The 18,305-nt window shown below is 56.1% G+C and carries 15 protein-coding genes and 1 pseudogene; 13 read left to right on the top strand and 3 right to left on the bottom strand.

Annotated features, from left to right (window positions below; all coding sequences use genetic code 11):
• Positions 1 to 332: 332 nt before the first annotated feature.
• From ACQ86O_RS03760 to ACQ86O_RS03705, 12 genes and pseudogenes are all read left to right on the top strand, one after another.
• Positions 333 to 1,448, top strand: coding sequence for a branched-chain amino acid ABC transporter substrate-binding protein (locus ACQ86O_RS03760; RefSeq protein ID WP_431224184.1), 1,116 nt, complete (start codon positions 333 to 335; stop codon positions 1,446 to 1,448).
• A gap of 250 nt (positions 1,449 to 1,698) precedes the next feature.
• Complete coding sequence (gene livH, locus ACQ86O_RS03755) at positions 1,699 to 2,625, top strand: high-affinity branched-chain amino acid ABC transporter permease LivH (RefSeq protein ID WP_431224183.1); 927 nt, start codon at positions 1,699 to 1,701, stop codon at positions 2,623 to 2,625.
• Positions 2,622 to 3,905, top strand: a complete 1,284-nt coding sequence (locus tag ACQ86O_RS03750; protein WP_431224182.1) for a high-affinity branched-chain amino acid ABC transporter permease LivM — start codon at positions 2,622 to 2,624, stop codon at positions 3,903 to 3,905. Before livH ends, ACQ86O_RS03750 begins: the two co-directional genes overlap by 4 nt.
• Positions 3,902 to 4,669, top strand: coding sequence for a high-affinity branched-chain amino acid ABC transporter ATP-binding protein LivG (gene livG, locus ACQ86O_RS03745; protein WP_431224181.1), 768 nt, complete (start codon positions 3,902 to 3,904; stop codon positions 4,667 to 4,669). The genes ACQ86O_RS03750 and livG overlap by 4 nt, the downstream gene beginning before the upstream one ends.
• 4 nt (positions 4,670 to 4,673) lie before the next feature.
• On the top strand, positions 4,674 to 5,375 hold the full coding sequence (gene livF / locus ACQ86O_RS03740; protein WP_431224180.1) for a high-affinity branched-chain amino acid ABC transporter ATP-binding protein LivF: 702 nt from the start codon (positions 4,674 to 4,676) through the stop codon (positions 5,373 to 5,375).
• Between the two features lie 174 nt (positions 5,376 to 5,549).
• On the top strand, positions 5,550 to 6,737 hold the full coding sequence (locus ACQ86O_RS03735) for a PLP-dependent aminotransferase family protein (RefSeq protein ID WP_431224179.1): 1,188 nt from the start codon (positions 5,550 to 5,552) through the stop codon (positions 6,735 to 6,737).
• Positions 6,738 to 7,046: 309 nt separating this feature from the next.
• Positions 7,047 to 8,366 (top strand): sn-glycerol-3-phosphate ABC transporter substrate-binding protein UgpB, encoded by a 1,320-nt coding sequence (gene ugpB, locus ACQ86O_RS03730; protein ID WP_431224178.1) that lies wholly within the window; start codon positions 7,047 to 7,049, stop codon positions 8,364 to 8,366.
• A gap of 113 nt (positions 8,367 to 8,479) precedes the next feature.
• Positions 8,480 to 9,367, top strand: coding sequence for a sn-glycerol-3-phosphate ABC transporter permease UgpA (gene ugpA / locus ACQ86O_RS03725; protein ID WP_431224177.1), 888 nt, complete (start codon positions 8,480 to 8,482; stop codon positions 9,365 to 9,367).
• Positions 9,364 to 10,209 (top strand): sn-glycerol-3-phosphate ABC transporter permease UgpE, encoded by an 846-nt coding sequence (gene ugpE, locus ACQ86O_RS03720; protein WP_431224176.1) that lies wholly within the window; start codon positions 9,364 to 9,366, stop codon positions 10,207 to 10,209. The genes ugpA and ugpE overlap by 4 nt, the downstream gene beginning before the upstream one ends.
• 16 nt (positions 10,210 to 10,225) lie before the next feature.
• A pseudogene (locus tag ACQ86O_RS03715) lies at positions 10,226 to 11,296 on the top strand (sn-glycerol-3-phosphate import ATP-binding protein UgpC).
• On the top strand, positions 11,296 to 12,054 hold the full coding sequence (ugpQ, locus tag ACQ86O_RS03710; protein ID WP_431225638.1) for a glycerophosphodiester phosphodiesterase: 759 nt from the start codon (positions 11,296 to 11,298) through the stop codon (positions 12,052 to 12,054). The pseudogene ACQ86O_RS03715 and the gene ugpQ overlap by 1 nt, the downstream one beginning before the upstream one ends.
• A gap of 165 nt (positions 12,055 to 12,219) precedes the next feature.
• Positions 12,220 to 13,176, top strand: coding sequence for an AEC family transporter (locus ACQ86O_RS03705; protein WP_431224175.1), 957 nt, complete (start codon positions 12,220 to 12,222; stop codon positions 13,174 to 13,176).
• On the opposite strand, the gene ACQ86O_RS03700 is transcribed toward ACQ86O_RS03705, so the two are convergent.
• Complete coding sequence (locus tag ACQ86O_RS03700) at positions 13,157 to 13,516, bottom strand: hypothetical protein (protein WP_431224174.1); 360 nt, start codon at positions 13,514 to 13,516, stop codon at positions 13,157 to 13,159. The two genes, ACQ86O_RS03705 and ACQ86O_RS03700, sit on opposite strands and share 20 nt — an antisense overlap.
• Positions 13,517 to 13,673: 157 nt before the next feature.
• Here ACQ86O_RS03700 and ACQ86O_RS03695 point away from each other — a divergent pair, with 157 nt between their 5' ends.
• Positions 13,674 to 14,537 carry a carboxylate/amino acid/amine transporter gene (locus ACQ86O_RS03695; RefSeq protein WP_431224173.1) on the top strand — a complete coding sequence of 288 codons (864 nt, stop codon included), beginning with the start codon at positions 13,674 to 13,676 and terminating at the stop codon, positions 14,535 to 14,537.
• A 33-nt stretch (positions 14,538 to 14,570) separates the two neighbouring features.
• Here the strand turns inward: ACQ86O_RS03695 and ACQ86O_RS03690 are convergent, their stop codons facing one another.
• A complete protein-coding gene (locus ACQ86O_RS03690; RefSeq protein ID WP_431224172.1) occupies positions 14,571 to 17,159 on the bottom strand; it encodes a hypothetical protein in 2,589 nt (862 codons plus the stop codon).
• A 97-nt stretch (positions 17,160 to 17,256) separates the two neighbouring features.
• Positions 17,257 to 18,207, bottom strand: coding sequence for an HTH-type transcriptional regulator MetR (gene metR / locus ACQ86O_RS03685; RefSeq protein WP_431224171.1), 951 nt, complete (start codon positions 18,205 to 18,207; stop codon positions 17,257 to 17,259).
• Between the last annotated feature and the right edge of the window lie 98 nt (positions 18,208 to 18,305).

Raw genomic sequence — 18,305 nt, 5'->3', positions numbered from 1 at the left:
TTAATGGCATGTTAACCAGCATATCGCGCTGTTCCTGCCCGGAATATCGCCAAATTCATCCGGATTTTATCCTGTTTACACCGCTTGTTCCTGAATGCAGGAGTTGCTTTGCAGAATAAAATTCCTGTTTAATAACATGAAAAATAAAGTCTTATTAGAAAATATTGTCGCAAAAGTACCTAAATCATTATTACTTATAGATAAAAGCAATCTTCCGTCGTTTTTCAGGCTGCAGCGCACTCGCCGTAACTTGCAATTCGCCGGGCAGAAACAATGATTAGATGCGGCAAACACAACAGGCACGCTCACAACGACAGATGGGGATTATGCGGATGAAATTAACAATGGGTAAAGCGCTGTTGGCTGGCTGTATCGCAATGGCAATCGGCCATACTGCTATGGCAAAAGACATCAAAGTGGCAGTTGTGGGTGCGATGTCCGGCCCGGTGGCACAATATGGTGATATGGAGTTCATCGGCGCACGTCAGGCGATTGCCGATATCAACGCCAAAGGTGGCATCAAAGGCGACAAACTGGTTGCAGTGGAATATGACGATGCCTGTGACCCTAAACAGGCGGTAGCGGTAGCCAACAAGGTCATCAATGACGGGATCCGTTACGTGATTGGCCACCTGTGCTCCTCATCCACCCAGCCCGCTTCTGATATCTATGAAGACGAAGGCGTGATCATGATTACTCCGGCAGCTACCAACGCCGATCTGACCACCCGTGGTTACAAAATGATCATGCGCACCACTGGCCTGGACTCCGATCAGGGGCCAACGTCGGCCAAATTTATCCTTAATGAAGTCAAGCCCAAGCGCATTGCCGTGGTACATGACAAGCAGCAATATGGCGAAGGCCTGGCACGTTCGGTACGTGACAGCCTGAAAAAGCAGGGCACCGACGTGGTGATGTTTGAAGGTATCACCGCCGGGGACAAAGATTTCTCTACCCTGGTGGCGCGGCTGAAGAAAGAGAACGTCGATTTCGTCTACTTCGGTGGCTACTACCCAGAGATGGGGCAGATCCTGCGTCAGGCCAAGCAGGCCGGTTTGACCACCCGCTTTATGGGCCCGGAAGGCGTGGGTAACTCCTCACTGTCCAATATTGCTGGTGCCGCTTCCGAAGGTATGTTGGTCACCCTGCCGAAACGCTACGATCAGGTGCCTGCCAACCAACCGATTGTCGATGCCTTGAAGGCCAAGAAACTGGATCCAACCGGTCCGTTCGTCTGGACCACCTATGCCGCATTGCAATCGCTGGTAGCGGGCATAGAACGCAGCGGTAGCCAGGAACCGGCAGATATCATTAAAAACCTGAAAACCGGCCAGCCGGTTGAAACCGTAATGGGGCCGCTGAGCTGGGATGAAAAAGGCGATCTGAAAGGGTTTGAATTCGGGGTATTTGAATGGCATGCGGACGGTTCATCAACGCCGATTAAATAAGTCATAACTCTATCAGGTATTGCCAATGCTTAAGGCAATACCTCCTCTCCCGTTGGGCGAGGGCCGGGGTGAGGGGTGATATTCCCTTCGCCTTCCACCTTTCCCAAAAAGGGGAGGGACTGTAAGCCAATAAAGTTCGCCTGCGCATTGCAGGCAATATATACAAACCGGGTTTCCCCGGCGCCTGCAACGCCAGCAGGCCGTTGGGCTACCGTTTGGTGGCCGCGACAACACCTTAGAAGGTCAGAGTATGTCAGAGCAGTTTCTCTATTTTCTGCAGCAGATGTTCAACGGCGTCACGTTGGGCAGCACCTATGCATTGATTGCCATCGGTTACACCATGGTTTACGGCATTATCGGCATGATCAACTTCGCCCACGGCGAGGTGTATATGATCAGCAGCTATGTCTCATTTATCGTTATCGCCGCCCTGATGATGATGGGGATCGACGTCGGCTGGTTACTGATCGGCACGGCATTCCTGGTTTCTATCGTCATCGCCAGCACCTATGGCTGGAGCATTGAGCGCGTGGCTTATAAGCCGGTGCGTAATTCCAAGCGCCTGATTGCGCTGATTTCCGCCATCGGTATGTCGATATTCCTGCAAAACTACGTCAGCCTGACACAGGGTTCACGCGATGTGGCGCTACCCAGCCTGGTCACCGGCCAATGGGTGTTGGGTGAAAGTAACGGCTTCGCCGCGACCATCAGCACCATGCAGCTCATTATCTGGGTCGTTACCTTCCTGGCGATGCTGGCACTGACGATGTTTATCCGCTATTCGCGCATGGGCCGCGCCTGCCGTGCCTGTGCGGAAGACTTGAAGATGGCCAGCCTGCTGGGCATCAATACCGACCGGGTGATTTCGCTCACCTTCGTGATCGGTGCCGTGATGGCGGCGGTAGCCGGGGTACTGCTTGGTCAGTTCTACGGCGTAATCAACCCCTATATTGGCTTTATGGCCGGGATGAAAGCCTTCACCGCTGCGGTGCTTGGCGGGATCGGCAGTATTCCGGGGGCAATGATCGGCGGGCTGGTATTGGGTGTGGCGGAAGCGCTAACCTCGGCTTACCTGAGCACCGAATACAAAGACGCGGTGTCTTTCGCTCTGCTGATTGTGGTGCTGTTGGTGATGCCTACCGGCATCCTTGGGCGCCCGGAGGTTGAGAAAGTATGAAACTCGGTCTGCTTAACGCCTGTATCTCCACGGTTGTCTTGCTGGTGATGGCCTCGTTCCTGATGGGTATGCAACTGAGCCTGGATGGCACCAAACTGGTGGTTCACGGTGCCGCCGAAGTCCGCTGGGCGTGGATTGGTATCGGCTGTGTGGTAGTGTTTTTCTTCCAACTGTTGCGCCCACTGATGCAGCAAGGGCTGAAGAAAGTTTCCGGCCCGTCCTTCGTCTTGCCCAGCTTTGATGGCTCTACTGTGCGCCAAAAGTTGCTGGGGGCCGTTATCATTATTGCGGCCATTGCCTGGCCGTTTCTGGTTTCTCGCGGTGCGGTGGATATCGCCACCCTGACGCTGATCTACGTCATGCTTGGGCTTGGCCTCAACGTGGTGGTCGGGCTGTCCGGTTTGCTGGTACTGGGCTATGCCGGCTTTTACGCCGTCGGCGCTTACACCTATGCATTGCTGAACCACTATTACGGCCTGGGTTTCTGGGAAAGCCTGCCGTTGGCGGGGATTATCACTGCCATCTTCGGTTTCCTGCTCGGCTTCCCGGTTTTACGCCTGCGGGGTGACTACCTGGCGATTGTTACGCTCGGCTTCGGCGAAATCGTGCGTATCCTGCTGCTGAACAATACGGAGATCACCGGTGGTCCGAACGGCATCAGCCAGATCCCGAAACCGACCCTGTTTGGTCTGGAGTTCAGCCGCAGTGCCCGTGACGGCGGTTGGGATACCTTCCATAATTTCTTTGGCCTGCAATATGATCCCAGCGACCGCATTGTGTTCCTCTATCTGGTCGCGCTGTTGTTGGTAGTCGTCACGCTGTTTGTGATTAACCGTCTGTTGCGTATGCCATTGGGCCGAGCCTGGGAAGCACTGCGCGAAGATGAAATCGCCTGCCGTTCACTGGGCCTCAGCCCAACCAAGATCAAACTGACCGCTTTTACCATCAGTGCCGCTTTTGCCGGTTTCGCCGGTACGCTGTTTGCCGCACGTCAGGGCTTTGTCAGCCCGGAATCCTTCACCTTTGTAGAGTCGGCTTTTGTGCTGGCGATCGTGGTGCTGGGCGGTATGGGCTCGCAGTTTGCGGTGATCCTGGCGGCGATCCTGCTGGTGGTCTCCCGTGAGCTGATGCGTGATCTTAATGAATACAGCATGTTATTGCTGGGTGCGTTGATGGTGTTGATGATGATTTGGCGGCCACAGGGCCTGTTGCCGATGAAGCGCCTACAGCTGAAGCTGAAAGTGGCAGATATTAAGACGGTGAAGGGGGAGCAGGTATGAGTGCGCAACCTTTACTGGCGGTTGAAGGGCTTTCAATGCGCTTCGGCGGTTTGCTGGCGGTAAACAACGTCGAGCTGGAACTGCACGAAGGCGAGATAGTTTCGCTGATTGGCCCGAACGGTGCGGGTAAAACCACGGTGTTCAACTGCCTGACCGGTTTTTATCGCCCGACGAGTGGCACCATCAAGCTGCGTGAACGCCATCTGGAAGGGCTATCTGGCCAGGCTATCGCCCGCATGGGCGTGGTGCGTACTTTCCAGCACGTCCGGCTGTTCCGTGAAATGACGGTGATTGAAAACCTGCTGGTGGCACAGCACCAGCATCTGAAAAGCGGCCTGTTTGCCGGTTTGCTTAAAACCCCGGCGTTCCGCCGTGCAGAAGCGGACGCGCTGGAGCGTGCTGCGGTCTGGCTGGAACGCATCGGCTTGCTGGATCTGGCCAACCGCTCGGCTGGCAACCTGGCCTACGGGCAGCAGCGGCGGCTGGAAATCGCCCGTTGCATGGTGACGCGCCCGGAATTGTTGATGCTGGATGAACCGGCTGCAGGCCTGAACCCGAAAGAAACCGACGAGTTGGATCGCCTGATCATTGAATTGCGCGACCAGCATAAGGTTTCGGTGCTGCTGATCGAGCATGATATGAAGCTGGTGATGGGGATTTCCGATCGCATCTACGTGGTGAATCAGGGAACGCCGTTAGCGAAAGGCCTACCGGCAGAAATCCGCAATAACCCGGATGTGATCCGGGCCTATCTGGGCGAATAAGCATATGTTGTCATTTAATCAGGTTTCCGCCCATTACGGCAAAATTCAGGCGCTGCATCAGGTGAGCCTGAATATTCAACAGGGTGAGATAGTCACGCTGATCGGCGCTAACGGTGCCGGTAAAACCACCTTGCTCGGTACGTTATGCGGTGACCCACGGGCCACCGAAGGCACCATCACTTTGCAGGATCAGGACATCACCCACTGGCAGACCGCCAGGATCATGCGTGAAGCGGTAGCTATCGTCCCGGAAGGGCGGCGTGTGTTTTCGCGCATGACGGTGGAGGAGAATCTGGCGATGGGCGGCTTTTTTGCCGATCGTGACCAGTATCATCAACGCCTGGAGCGTGTTTTCACCCTGTTTCCACGCCTGCTGGAGCGCCGCAGCCAGCGTTCTGGCACGATGTCCGGTGGAGAGCAGCAAATGCTGGCGATAGGCCGTGCGTTGATGAGCCAGCCGAAGCTGTTGCTGCTCGACGAACCCTCTCTGGGGTTGGCACCGATCATCATCCAGCAGATTTTCGACATCATCCAGCAGCTGCGGGAAGAGGGGATGACCATCTTCCTGGTGGAGCAAAACGCCAATCAGGCATTAAAACTGGCGGATCGTGGTTATGTGCTGGAAAACGGCCGCGTGGTATTGGAAGATACGGGGGCCGCATTATTGGCGAACGAAGCGGTAAGGTCGGCGTATCTAGGCGGCTAAAAATACCCGTCGTCTTTCAAGCTACAGCGTTGTTACCTGCACTGTCTAACGGACTTCAGTAAGTTCCAGGGGATGAGAGAGCTGGGTGCCTGGCTGTAACTCGAAATCCCCAGGGTATCTGATGGCTACATATCAGGGTGTATCACCCGTATTTAACGATTACGAGAATAAGCAATGAAGACAGAAGGATTACTCGCGCAGCGCATTGTAAAAGTAAAAAGCTCGGCAATCCGTGAATTGCTCAAGCACAGTAAAATGGAGCATGTCATTTCGCTGGCGGGCGGCATTCCCTCTGATGCACTGTTTGACTTCGAAGGATTGAGCATTGCCACCCAGCAGGCGATCACTGAGCAGCCAAAAAGCGCTTTCCAGTATGGCCTGACCGAAGGCAGCCTCCTGCTGCGTGAACGTATCTGTGCCTTGTGCGCGGAACGCGGCGTCCATGCCCAGGCGGAAGACGTGCTGGTGACGGCCGGATCCCAGCAGGCGCTGGATCTGGTGATGCGCGCGCTGATTAATCCTGGTGATGTTTTTGTGGTTGAACGCCCGACCTACCTGGCAGCGTTGCAAACACTGGAGTTGGCAGAAGCCAACGTCATGTCCGTTTCCTCCGACAGCAACGGCATGGTAGTTGATGAGCTGGCCGAATTACTGAAAACCCAGAAAATCAAAGGGGTTTACGTGGTGCCGAACTTCGGCAACCCAAGCGGCCTCACCCTGAGCGCCGAGCGCCGTGAACAGTTGGTCAAACTGGCGGCTGAGCATAATTTCCTGATTGTTGAAGATGACCCCTACGGCGAACTGCGCTTCACCGAAGAGCGTAATGCTACGCTGTATCAGGTTTCGCAGCAGGTACTGGGCCATACCGACAATATCATCTACACCTCGACCTTCTCCAAGATCCTGGCCCCGGGCCTGCGCCTGGGTTGGGCGATCCTGCCGCAGTTCCTGCTGCATAAGGTAGCGATCATCAAGCAGGCAGCAGACCTGCATGCCAGCGCGTTGTCGCAAAGCATCGTTGAATGTTATCTGGGGCTGGATCGTTTGCCGGAGCAGATTGATAAGATCCGCGCCGCCTACAAGCGCAAAGGCGAGATCCTGGCCGGGCTGGTGGAAAAAGAGCTGGGTGACGTGATCAGCTTTGATATGCCGAAGGGCGGTATGTTCCTGTGGGCACGTTTCCGTCAGCCGTTCGATGCGACCGAGTGGTTGAAAACCACCCTGCAACAAGGCGTGGTCTTCGTGCCTGGGGAATACTTCTTCTCCGATAATCCGGATCGTTCTACTTTCCGCCTGTCGTTTGCCACTGCCACTGAACAACAGATGCAAGAGGCCGTCGCCCGCCTGCGTCGCTCCCTGTAATCTCTCTGCGGCGGTAGGGGCTAACCTTACCGCCGACATCAAATCGCCATCTGCCCATCACCTCTGCGTCATCCAGTTGTCATCTAACGTCTATTTTTCTGTCATCCGCGCATGACATGTTATCCCCGTCATCTTTCAAGCCGCAGCGTTGCTGGCAGACCTGACGCACCCCAGTCACTTAGCTGACCAGGCTCCAGGGATGTGCCAGTTTGCCGCCTTGCTGCAACTGGAAAGCTATGGGGGAACTCCCCGAAAGTCAGTCTCTTTTCGCTCACGCGTTTTTACACCAGCTTTTTTCAGGAGTTAGGCATGTTTACCCAAGCGATTAAAAAAACCACGCTGTGCGTTGCGTTGACCCTGATGGTCAGCGGCCCTGCATTGGCGGTGACCGAAATCCCGTTTTGGCATTCAATGGAAGGGGAACTGGGCAACGAGGTGGATTCTCTGGCGGAACGCTTCAACCAATCTCATAGCGATGTGAAAATCGTGCCGGTTTATAAGGGTAATTACGAACAGAGCCTGGCGGCGGGTATTGCGGCCTATCGCTCCGGCAAGGCACCGGCAATTTTGCAGGTTTATGAAGTGGGCACCGCCACCATGATGGCAAGCAAGGCCATCAAACCGGTGTATCAGGTCTTCCAGGAATCGGGCGTTAGCTTCGACGATTCGGTGTTCGTGCCGACCGTCGCTGGTTATTACAGCGACAACCAGAGCGGCCATCTGCTGTCGCAGCCATTCAACAGTTCCACCCCGGTGTTGTATTACAACAAGGACGCGTTTAAAAAGGCGGGGCTGAACCCGGATCAACCGCCAAAAACGTGGCAGGAACTGGCGGCAGATGCAGCCAAACTGCGTGCGGCTGGCATGAAATGCGGCTACACCAGCGGTTGGTTAGGCTGGATCCAACTGGAGAACTTCAGCGCTTGGCATGGTGTGCCATTCGCTTCTGAAAACAACGGGTTTGGCGGCACCAACGCCAAGCTGGAATTCAACCAGCCGCTGCAGGTCAAGCATATTCAATTCTTGCAGGATATGAACAAGAAGGGGGATTTCACCTACTTTGGCCGCAAAGACGAACCTACAGAGAAGTTCTACAACGGTGATTGCGCGATGGCAACGGCCTCTTCCGGCTCACTGGCCAGCATCCGGAAATATGCCAAGTTTGATTTCGGCGTGGGCATGATGCCTTACGATGCCGAGGCTAAAAATGCCCCACAAAATGCCATTATCGGCGGTGCCAGCCTGTGGGTGATGAACGGCAAAGACGCCGCGACCTACAAAGGGGTGGCGGAGTTCCTGAAATACCTGGCCCAGCCGGAGATGGCGGCGGAATGGCACCAGAAGACCGGCTACCTGCCAATCACGACCGCAGCTTATGAACTTACCAAGCAACAGGGTTTCTACGACAAGAACCCCGGTGCCGATGTGGCCACCCGCCAGATGCTGAACAAGCCGCCGTTGCCGTTCACCAAAGGCCTGCGTCTGGGGAATATGCCGCAGATCCGTACCGTGGTGGATGAAGAGCTGGAGAGCGTCTGGACCAGCAAGAAAACCCCGCAGCAGGCGATGGATGCCGCAGTACAGCGGGGCGATGTGTTGCTGCGCCGTTTTGAGACTTCAACCCGGTAAATGTCAACCTGGGTTCAGCCCAGGTGAACGACACCGATCCATCCCCTCTCCCCTGGGAAGAGGGCTGGGGTGAGGGGCTCAGGCAGCCCTCACCCACATTAACGGTTAACTTTATGTCATCATCCCGTCCCGGTTTCGGCTGCAGCTGGTTGCCCTATGTTCTGGTGCTACCACAGTTGCTGATCACCGTCGTTTTCTTCCTGTGGCCTGCCGGCCAGGCGCTGTGGTACTCGGTACAAAGCGTTGACCCGTTCGGCCTCTCCAGCCAGTTTGTCGGGCTGGATAACTTTAAGCAGTTGTTTCAGGATCCCTATTACCTGGACTCTTTCTACACCACGTTGCTGTTCAGCTTCCTGGTGGCCGGTATCGGCCTGCTGGTGTCGCTGTTCTTTGCCGCGCTGGTGGATTATGTCCTGCGTGGCAGCCGCTTTTATCAGACGTTGATGATCCTGCCCTACGCGGTGGCCCCGGCAGTGGCGGCGGTATTGTGGATCTTCCTGTTCAGCCCCGGAATGGGCCTGATCACGCATTTCCTTGCCGGTTTTGGCTACGACTGGAACCACGCGCAAAACAGCGGCCAGGCGATGTTCCTGGTGGTACTGGCTTCGGTGTGGCAGCAGATCAGCTATAACTTCCTGTTTTTCCTTGCGGCCTTGCAATCAATCCCGCGTTCCCTGGTAGAAGCGGCGGCGATCGACGGAGCTGGCCCGGTACGGCGCTTCTTCAACCTGGTGCTGCCGCTGATTACACCGGTGAGCTTCTTCCTGCTGGTGGTGAACCTGGTCTATGCCTTCTTCGACACTTTCCCGGTGATCGACGCCGCCACCGGCGGTGGGCCGATGCAATCTACCACCACGCTGGTCTACAAGATTTATCGTGAAGGCTTTGCCGGTCTGGATCTTTCCAGTTCCGCAGCGCAATCGGTGGTGCTGATGTTGCTGGTGATTGGCCTGACGGTGATCCAGTTCCGCTTTGTCGAGCGTAAGGTGCGTTATCAATGATTGAGAATCGACGCGGGCTGGATATTTTCAGCCATGTCATGCTGATTATTGGTGTGCTGGTGGTGCTGTTCCCGCTGTATGTGGCCTTCGTGGCCGCTACGCTGGACGATCAACAGGTATTCCAGGTTCCCATGCGGCTTATCCCCGGCGGGCATCTGTGGGACAACATCCGACATATCTGGCAGGGCGGAGTGGGGACACTCAAGGTGCCGTTTTCAATGCTGTTACTCAACAGTGTGATCATGGCGCTGGCGATCACCTGCGGCAAGATCGGGGTGTCGGTGCTTTCCGCCTATGCCATCGTCTATTTCCGTTTTCCACTACGCAGTGTGTTCTTCTGGCTGATTTTCATGACGCTGATGTTACCGGTGGAAGTGCGCATTTTCCCGACGGTGGCGGTTATCTCCAACCTAAACCTGTTGGACAGCTACACCGGCCTCACCTTGCCGTTGATGGCTTCGGCCACCGCGACCTTCCTGTTGCGCCAGTTCTTTATGACCTTACCGGATGAGCTGCTGGAAGCGGCGCGGATCGACGGCGCCGGGCCGATGCGTTTCTTTTGGGACATCGTATTGCCGCTGTCGAAGACCAATCTGGCGGCGCTGTTTGTCATCACCTTTATCTATGGCTGGAACCAGTATCTGTGGCCGATCCTGATCACCAGCGATGCCTCGATGAGCACGGCGGTGGCGGGTATCCGCAGCATGATCTCTACCTCCGGCGCACCGACCCAGTGGAATCAGGTGATGGCGGCGATGATTCTGACTTTGATCCCGCCGTTGGCGGTGGTTCTTTTGATGCAGCGCTGGTTTGTACGCGGCCTGGTTGATAGCGAGAAGTGAAAGGGAGTCCCCGATAATGGCAGGTTTAAAACTACAGGCGGTCACCAAGTCTTATGATGGCAAAACGCCGGTGATCAAGCAGATCGATCTGGACGTGGCAGACGGTGAATTTATTGTGATAGTAGGTCCTTCCGGCTGTGGAAAATCGACGCTGCTACGCATGGTGGCCGGGCTGGAGCGCAATACCAGCGGCGATATCTACATCGATACGCAACGTGTAACCGATCTGGAGCCGAAAGACCGTGGGATCGCCATGGTGTTTCAGAACTATGCGCTCTACCCGCATATGAGCGTGTACGACAATATGGCTTACGGCCTGAAAATCCGTGGTTTTGGCAAACAGCATATCTGCCAGCGCGTGGAGGAGGCGGCACGTATTCTGGAACTGGAACCGCTGTTGCAGCGTAAACCGCGTGAGCTCTCCGGCGGGCAACGCCAACGGGTGGCGATGGGGCGCGCCATCGTGCGCGAACCTGCGGTGTTTCTGTTCGACGAGCCGCTGTCCAATCTCGATGCCAAACTGCGCGTGCAGATGCGCCTGGAATTGCAGCAACTGCATCGCCGCCTGAAAACCACCAGCCTGTACGTCACCCACGATCAGGTGGAGGCAATGACGCTGGCGCAGCGGGTGATCGTGATGAATAAAGGCGTAGCGGAGCAAATCGGCACGCCAAGTGAGGTTTATCAGCGCCCGGCTTCGCTGTTCGTCGCCAGTTTTATCGGCTCCCCGGCGATGAACCTGCTGCCTGGCAGGTTGAGTGCGGACGGCAGTCAGTTGCACTTGGTCGGTGGTCGGGCGCTGAACCTGCCTGAACCCCGGCCAGCGTGGGGCGGCCGTGAGTTGACGTTGGGTATTCGCCCGGAGCATATTCAACTGAGCACGCGGGAGCAGGGGGATTGCTCTGGAGCTGCAAACGCTTGAATTGCTTGGGGCGGATAACCTTGCTCACGGCAGATGGGGGGACGTGGGGGTGATCGCGCGTTTGAGCCATGAAACCTTGCCGCTGGCGGGCAGCACGTTATATTTACAGCTGCCTGCGCAGACGCTGCACTTTTTGATACCCATAGCGGTTTAAGGATTGAATGATGACCACAGCCTGGCCTTATCCTCATATTGTCGCCCATCGTGGTGGCGGTTCTCTGGCACCGGAAAATACCCTGGCGGCGATTGACGTGGGTGCGCGTCACGGCCACACAATGATCGAATTTGACGCCAAACTGGCGCAGGACGGGCAAATCTTCCTGCTGCATGACGATACGCTTGATCGCACCAGCAATGGCTGGGGCGTAGCGGGCCGACAGCCGTGGGACAAGCTGGTGCAACTGGACGCTGGCAACTGGTACAGTTCGGCCTTTAAAGGGGAGCGCCTGCCGCTGCTGACGGAGGTGGCAGAACGCTGCAAACAGCACGGCATGATGGCCAACATTGAAATAAAACCCACCACCGGGGCGGATGATGAAACTGGCCGGGTTGTGGCGTTGGCGGCCAGTTTGCTGTGGCAAGGGCAAACCGATCCGCTGCTTTCTTCGTTCTCTGTGGCAGCCCTGGCGGCGGCACAGCTTGCGGTTCCGGCATTGCCGCGCGGCCTGTTGCTCGATAAGTGGGATGACAATTGGCCTGAGCTGACCGAGCGACTTGGCTGTGTATCGCTGCATATTAATCATAACGAGCTGACTGCCGAACGGGTCGCTGCGCTGAAAGCTGCTGGGTTGCGTATTCTGGTGTATACCGTCAACCAGCCGGATCGGGCGCGTTTATTATTGAGCTGGGGCGTTGACTGTATTTGTACCGACCGGATAGATTTAATAGGCCCGGATTTTTCAAACGGTGAGTTCTTGATTTAAAGGCCAGGCCGTCGGTTGATGTTAGCAGGTTTATGACAGGGTTTTCCCCCTCACCCTCTTCCTGAAGGAGAGGGGATGCCAGGCTAACCGATAGATAAAATCCGCAGATACCCGTTAAATCTTGCGGCAACAACCAGTGGCTGCCGCGCCGTCGGAAGGGATGCGATGCCTGCCTTTATTATTTCACTGTGGCACCAGATAGTGCTTTCTTTACCGTTATTTGTGCTGATAGTGCTGGGATATGGCCTTATCCGCTGGGGAAAGTGGCCAGCCACTGTCACCGATGGCATGACCAGATTTGTCTTTTCCGTTGCGCTGCCTGCCATGCTGTTTCGCATGATGTGTGATTTCTCCCAGCGTCCGGCGGTGGATGCCAGGCTGCTGATCGCTTTCTTCGGCAGTTGCCTGATCGTATTTGTTATTGGCCGCATTGCCGCCCGGCGGTTATTCAAGCTGGACGGTGTCTCTGGTTCGGTGTTTGCGCTGGGCGGCATATTTTCCAATAACGTGATGCTCGGCTTACCGATAGCTACCGTGATGTTAGGGGAAGAGGCCATCCCGTCAGTGGCCTTGGTGCTGGTATTCAACGGCCTGATTTTGTGGACGCTGGTGACCATCTCCATTGAATGGGCACGTAACGGCTCCCCTACGCTGCAGGGCTTTATCAAAACCGCGCGCAGCGTGCTGACCAACCCGCTGATTATCGGCATCCTTTCGGGCACCTTGTTCAGCCTGACGGGGTTACCGCTGCCGGCGTTTGTCGAACAGCCGGTCAGTATGCTTGGCCAGGTAGCTGCCCCGCTGTCGCTGGTGGTGCTCGGCATGGGGCTGGCGGAATACCGTATCAGTGAGGGCTGGCAACTGAGTGGCGCTATCTGCTTCCTCAAGCTGATCGTCCAGCCGATGGTGGTCTGGCTGTTGGCCTGGTCAATGGACTTGCCGCCGATGGAAACCCGCGTGGTGGTGCTGTTGGGATCGATGGCGGTGGGGGTGAATGTCTACCTGATGTCACGCCAATTCAACGTGCTGACCGGCCCAGCCGCCACCAGCCTGGTGATGTCCACCGCGCTGGCGGCGATCACCACCCCGCTGATCCTGACCATTATGGGAGTGCGGATGTAGCCGGGAGCGCCACCTGCGGTACGGAAGGTGTGGCGCGATCGAACGGATTGCGGGGCTGAGTACCGCTTTGCAGCATACCGCCGCCCTGAGTCGTCATTGGCCGCATGGGGTTGTTATTGCCGTTATTGGGCAACATCCTGGGCTGATTGAACTTGAGCTGATAGTTCTGCTGCTCACGGCGCTGCTCCATCTGCTGATTGTTCAACATGCGCTGTTGCTGCATCTGCTGATCGCGCTGGTCAAGAAAGTGCTGCTGTTGGCTGAGGGTAGTGACGCCGTTTTCCGCCGCCGCCAGCCAAGGCATCAGCAGCAGAGTGGCGATAATAAAATGAAGTTTCATTTTCGATCTCCAGGTGCCTTCTGATAATAAGCCTAACTCAGTCAGTCAAAATTGCTCGATAGTTTACTTTGCATGCAGATGTAAACCGCCTTTGTGCCGCATCCGTGGCGACCTTCCGCTACAATCGCCTTTTCGAATCTTTTAGGGTGAACTTGCCGTGCTGCTTCTGGTTATTACCACCATTTTATGGGCATTTTCTTTTAGCCTGATCGGCGAATACCTGGCAGGGCATGTCGATAGCTGGTTCTCGGTGCTGATGCGCGTCGGGCTGGCGGCGTTGGTGTTTCTGCCGTTTCTGCGCTGGCGCAATATCCAACTGAAAGTGATCCTGCTGTATATGGCGGTGGGAGCTTGTCAGCTTGGCATTATGTATCTGATCAGCTTCCGCGCCTTTATGTACCTGACCGTGCCGGAGTTTCTGCTGTTCACGGTGCTGACACCGCTGTATATCACACTGATTTATGACCTGATCAGTGGCCGCCGCCTGCGTTGGGGTTATCTGTTCAGCGCTTTGCTGGCGGTGTTGGGGGCGGCGATCATCCGTTATCACCAGTTGAGTGATCACTTCTGGTGGGGGCTGTTTTTGGTGCAGGTGGCAAATATCAGTTTCGCAATCGGTATGGTGGGGTATAAACGCCTGATGGAAGTGCATCCACTCCCTCAGCATACCGCGTTCTCCTGGTTCTACCTCGGCGCGGCGGCGGTGGCGATCGTCGCCTGGTTCCTGTGGGGCAACCCCAACCAACTGCCAACCACCAGCCTGCAATGGGGTATTCTGGTCTGGTTGGGCGTTGTCGCCTTCGGGCTCGGCTATTTTATGTGGAACTACGGGGCGACGCAGGTGGATGCCGGGACGCTGGGCATCATGAACAATATGCATGTGCCCGCAGGCTTGCTGGTCAACTTTCTGATCTGGCAACAGCAACCGCACTGGGCCAGCTTTATCATCGGCGGTGCGGTGATTGTGGCATCGCTGTGGGTACATCGCCGTTGGGTCGCCCCAAAAGGCGTTAATAAATAAGCTCGGGGCCCGATAATCGGGCCCCTGCCAACCTTATCGTCTGCCCCCCATTCCGCCATTGAAGCGTGGCTCATAGTTATGGCGATCAAAATGGTTTTCTCGTTGCGGGTGCGGAGCTGGTGCTCTTTGCTGCATGCGCGGCTGGGTCTGTTGGCGCTGCTCCTGGCTTAGACGCGGCTGGGTTTGTTGCAACCTAGGCTGCTGGCTGGCGTTTGGTCGTGATTGCAACGTTTGAGCGCGTTCCGATTGGCGCTCATTACCACGCACCTGAGCTTGCTGCGCACTGCTTACCTCTGCTGGCGGTTGGCTTTTCTCAAACTTGCCGCTGGCGTTCATCTGTTCCCAACTGCCGTTGTTGTACTGATAGATATTACCGTCGTGCCCGGCATAAACGTTGTCTGGGCCGCGCATGACCCCGCCACGGTTAACCTCGCCAGTTTCCTTATTGTAGTGCACATAGCCTGCACCCTTCGCCACGCCATTTTTCCCGGCGTTAGTGAAGCTACCCACTTTACCTGCCCCCTGAGAGGTGGTTCCACTGACGCTCTGGCTGTGAGTCACGCGCCCGGTTTTTGTATTGACGCTATTACGTTCCCCTTTGGCGATGCCGTTGTCGGTATTCGGGTTATAGGCACCGGCGACGTTGGCAGAAACCGCCCGCCCGGTTTGCGGATTGAAACGCACACCGCCTGCTCCCGCGCCGGTGGCGCCATTATTGCCGTTAGTTTCGCGCCAGGCGTAACCAGTCCCATGGCCACCGGTGGCATTGTTGTAGAAACTCCCGCGCACATTGCTGCCGTAATGACCGTTCCACGGGTTGCTCCAGTCAGTACGCACGCCTTGTGCCACGGTATTTCCCCAGTGGTTGTAGACGTTATAAACCGAAACACCGCCACCCCAGTAGCCAGGGTGATAAGGCGGGTAATAGCCGTACCACGGGCCCCACCACGGCTGGCTCCAGGCGCTGCCCCAGATCCAGCCGCTGATAAAGCCAAAGCTCCAGCCGATAGCCGGATCCCAGGCAAAGCTGCTGCCGTAGCCGTAAGTGGCCGGACAGCTGTACCAGACATCACCCACCCAGGCGTTGCAAGGGTAGCCGGTACCATAGACCACCACGCCGTTGCTGACCACGGTGCCGTAATACCCCGGCGTATAGCCGACGTACACCACCTCGTTGGTGCTGCTATAAACGCGGACATAGGTGACATAATGCAAAGGTGAATTTGCCGGAATAGTGTAGATCACTGCGGGAACGTTGGTGGCTACCGCCCAAGGACCTTGTGATGAGGTGGCAGAGAACCACACGCCGTTTTTCACCGCAAAGAAGCTGTTACTGTCCACTTTGATCACCGGGATATCGGTATTCCAGGCATATTGCAGCGGTGTGCCGTCGATTGGCTTGAATTTGGCACTGCCACCGTCATAACTGACCTTAAGCGCCGCCTGGCTGCGTGATACCTGGGCCGTTTGCGGCACTGAGTTGGCAATCAGCGCTTCTCGGGCCTCTGGCGTGCCTGGTATTGAGGCCAGCACCGCGCTTTTCGGGCTATCGGGGGGAATATGGGCAAAGTCTTTCGGCAGCGCCTTGCCATCAACATACTGCCAGGGGCCATTGGTGGAGTCAGCACGGAACCAGCGGCCGGACACCAGCAGGTACCAGCTGTTATTTTGCCCGGCGTCGATAAACACATCTGAAGGGGTATTAGCCACGTAAGAGAGTTGGCTACCCGCAATCGGCACAAACTGCGGCTCGCCATCAATCTGCACCAGTTCTGCCGGTTGCGTGCTGACGTAGATTTCCGCCGGTTTGGTGATCGTGGTTTTACCCTGCGGGCCGGTAGTGACCAGCTTGCTTTTTACCGCACTCTGCATCGCCTGGGTCAACGCGGCCGGGACCGTTGATTTTTGCACCCACGGCCCGCTGAGGTCAGGTGCGGTATACCACTGATTGGCAAAGTAACTATACAGCGTCGCGTCTTCCCTTAGCAGTAACGAACGGGTATTGATCGCCCGCTCTACGCCCCGCTGGCCACTGGCCTGCCAGGCGGGTTGGCCGTCAAGCAATACCAGCGTGGCCGGTTGGAAAGCGAAAATGATTTTTGGTGGCGCATTATTAACCTTGACGCTCTGCTGTGGCCCCCGATCCTGGATGGCCAGATCGGACTCTAACTGATCGAGGTTGACGGTAAAGGTTTTTGACGGAATTTGCTGCAATAAGTTGAGATAATGTGCTTCGTTGCCGCTATCGGTCGGGAACTTCACTTTTTCAAACTTGATGTTATCCAACTGGACTTGCCGTTGTTCCTTGTCGGTGTCGGTACGGGCGCTGAACCAGGCCACGCCATAACTGATTTTGTCCTGTTTTTTCCCCTCGGCCTCGGTCAGGGTACCCGTTTTCACCGCCACCACCAGCCGCCCCTTGAGCAGGTTATCCTGCCAACTGTCGAGCTGTGGCTGGTGCAGCACCATTGAGGTACCGGAAAGGGTAACATTATGGGGCCAGGGGGCAACGGGCTCCGCCGCCCACGCCTTTGAGTTGCACAGCAGTGCCAGTAGTAACAACAATGGGTAAAAACAACCCGGTTTTCGCATAAGTGCCTCGGAAAAGCTGATGATTGCCATCAGGGAATTTCATCCTATGAAATTACTGTAATCACTTTTGCCGAGTTTGCATGGCGCTGTATGTGCTAAAAATGGGCTGGCCATCAGCCCGGAAAATTTAAACCAGAGGGATTAATGGGTTAACCCCAGAGGCGATGGCATTCGGCCGGGCGGCATCACGCACGAACGGCAGATGTTGGCAGGCATGCTGGCGTGCTGAACGGATAAAGGCCTCGGTCACCGTCTGGCGCTGTTCGCCATCGCGGGTTGCCGCATATAACCGGCTCCACAAGCCATCGCCAAGGGTTTTGGTGACGACCAGGCCCTGGCGTTCAAAGCTTTCCACCACCCAGTGTGGCAACGCGGCGATCCCCATTCGTGCCGAAACCATCTGAACCAATAACAGCGTGTTATCCACATTTTTCAACGCTGGGCTAACGCCTGCCGGTTGCAGGAAATGGCGCCAGATATCCAGCCGTTGACGCTGCACCGGGTAGATCATCAGCGTTTCGTCGCTCAAATCTTCGGGCTCGATGCGCGGTTTACTGGCCAACGGATGATCCGGGGCCAATATCAGCCGTACTTCAAAATCGAACATGGGGGAATAGTGCAACCCGCTGCGCGGCAGAATATCCGAAGTCAGCACCACATCCAGTTCGCCCTGTTGCAAAGCCGGTTGCGGATCGAAGGTGACGCCGGATTTGAAATCCATCACCACCTGCGGGAAACGGTTGCGGAAGTTATCCAGCGCCGGGGTCAGCCACTGGATACAGCTGTGGCATTCAATGGCGATGCGCAACGTGGCCTGATGCGGCTGATGGCAGGCTTGTAGCGCCTGTTGGATCTGCGGCAACACCTGTTCTGCCAGCTGTAGCAGGATCTCGCCCTGGGCGGTAAAGCGCAGCGGTTGGCTTTTACGAACGAACAGTTTGAAGCCCAGACGCTGCTCCAGATCGCTGAACTGATGCGACAGGGCCGATTGTGTCTGATGAAGTTGCGCGGCGGCGGCGGCCAATGAGCCGGTATTACGCAGCGCCTGCAGCGTTCGTAGGTGTTTCAGTTCGATCATGAGAGTCCTTCACAGTGACGGTGAAAATATTGCGCTTGTGGTTCATACAGTACCTGCGGATTATGGATGTGTAAACATCTGGACGGCTAAATGGGAAA

This window comes from Serratia sp. L9 (assembly GCF_050632285.1).
GTDB lineage: Bacteria > Pseudomonadota > Gammaproteobacteria > Enterobacterales > Enterobacteriaceae > Chania.
The sequence above is the reverse complement of the archived record's forward strand: the minus strand, read 5'-3'. Positions and strand labels throughout refer to the sequence as shown.